2 protein-coding genes are annotated in these 1,876 nt (G+C 54.9%); both read right to left on the bottom strand.

Annotated elements, in window-relative coordinates; all coding sequences use genetic code 11:
* Positions 1–245 precede the first annotated feature (245 nt).
* Positions 246–1,142, bottom strand: a complete 897-nt coding sequence (locus tag B3F49_RS04810; protein WP_293909340.1) for an N-acetylglucosamine kinase — start codon at positions 1,140–1,142, stop codon at positions 246–248.
* The coding region (murQ, locus tag B3F49_RS04805) for an N-acetylmuramic acid 6-phosphate etherase (RefSeq protein WP_293909337.1) at positions 1,139–1,876 on the bottom strand (738 nt) is incomplete at its 5' end. The genes B3F49_RS04810 and murQ, both read right to left, overlap by 4 nt.

Here is a 1,876-nt window from a genome sequence, read left to right as displayed (position 1 = left end):
TTTTTTTCCATAGATCCTTCCTTCTCAGCCACATCGGCAAATATTTAGGTTTTTGCCGATATGGCTGATTGCATCCCGAATAAGCTCACTGATGTTCTTCCTTAAATCCGTCATGTACTACATAGGCTGAACTTGGTAACCAAATTGGGTACTTGAAAGAAGATTAGCCGTAGTGATGCATGGCAAAAAAGCATATCTGAGTCGAAGAATACTACGCCCTGCAGGCCTTTGTCCGAAGGAACCCTTTAGACGCTGGTTCTAGCCAGAAGGCACGCACCTTCAAGAGCCGTCCCTCGAGCTGTAATAATCTGAAGCTCAGGAAGTGCTTCTTTCAATGCTTGGATAAACAGCGGTCGCACTATCGGGTCTTTCTCCAGTACTCCACCTGCCAGCACGAGCTCCTTGGCTCTGATGGCAGGGTTTTGTACTGAGACCACCAAGGAGACCAGCTCCTTGGCGGCACACTGCAGGATGTCGTTTGCAAGAAGGTCGCCCTCCTTGGCAAACACCGTCACCAAGGGAGCCAGCTTGGCAATATCGGCCTTGGCGGCCTGGTGGTGTACATAGGCAATGAGGTCCTCTGCCTTGGAGAGGGAGCAGCCTTCCAGCAGGGAAGGGAGCATGGTGGTTTTCAAGTCCCTGTTCTCCAAAGACCGCAGTGAACGCATAAGAGCCTGATGGGCGATCCAATAGGCTGAGCCTTCGTCGCCGAGCAGGTAGCCGTATCCGCCGGCACGCTTGAGAGAGCCATCCGAGCTTCTGCTCAGAGCCAGGCTTCCTGTTCCGCTGATCAGCGCATAGCCTTCCAAGCCTGCAAGGCCTCCGACCAAGAGAATCTCTCCGTCGCTGCAGAGGTATACCGGCACTGTTGGCAGCAAGGTGGAGAGCATGTCTTTGAAAAGGACTTTCTCCCGCTCCCTTCCCAGCCCTGCAGAACCGATGCATCCCCCTGCAAAGGGGAAATACTGCTCAACTTGGGTGAACAGAGCCTTCAGATTGAGAGCTACTTGTTCGCTCTTGCCGGTATAGAGGTTTGTGGTTCCACCATACACCTCTTTCAGTATGGTACCCGTACTATCACACACTGCCAGACGGCTTTGTGTTCCACCCCCGTCAAGGCCGAAGAAGTAGCGTTCACTCACACACTCACCCCTCGTTTATCCAACGCCCGGTTTATGCTTCCATCACTCTCATCCAAAAGTCTTCTTGCCTCGGGGGCATCGACCTTGAGCATGTGCATCAACGATGCAACGCGGATGTTGCCCTTGCTCAGCTTGTAGAGCTCTTCGGCCTCTGCTCTGGTGCAACCGGTTACTTCAATGATCAGGCGCTTTGCCCGGTCGACAAGCTTTGCATTCAGCGGAAGCAGGTCCACCATGAGATTGTTATACACCTTGCCGATGCGGATCATGCTGGTGGTGGTGATCATATTCAGCACGAGCTTCTGGGCCGTGCCTGACTTCATGCGTGTCGAGCCGGTGATGATCTCCGCACCCACCGCCACATAGATCTTATGGTCGGCATGGTCGAATACCGCCGAGTGCTCATTGCAGCTGATCGCCCCCACCTTGGCCCCAATGCTCTGCGCCCAGGCCATGGCCCCGATCACATAGGGGGCCTGGCCTGAGGCGGTGATTCCTACCAGTACATCGTCCTTGCTGAACGAGCGGGTCTTCAGTTCTTCCACTCCTGCCGTAGGATTGTCCTCCGCCGATTCAATGGCGGTCGTCAAGGCCGGTAGGCCGCCTGCAATGATTCCCTGCACCATCGTAGGAGGAACACCGAAGGTGGGAGGGCACTCGGAGGCATCGAGCACCCCAAGCCTTCCCGACGTCCCAGCTCCGATGTAAAAGAGCCTGCCGCCTTTCTTGAACGA

Source organism: Sphaerochaeta sp. UBA5836 (assembly GCF_002432845.1).
GTDB lineage: Bacteria > Spirochaetota > Spirochaetia > Sphaerochaetales > Sphaerochaetaceae > Sphaerochaeta.
Note: the sequence above shows the minus strand (reverse complement) of the source record. Positions and strands in the feature narration are given on the sequence as shown.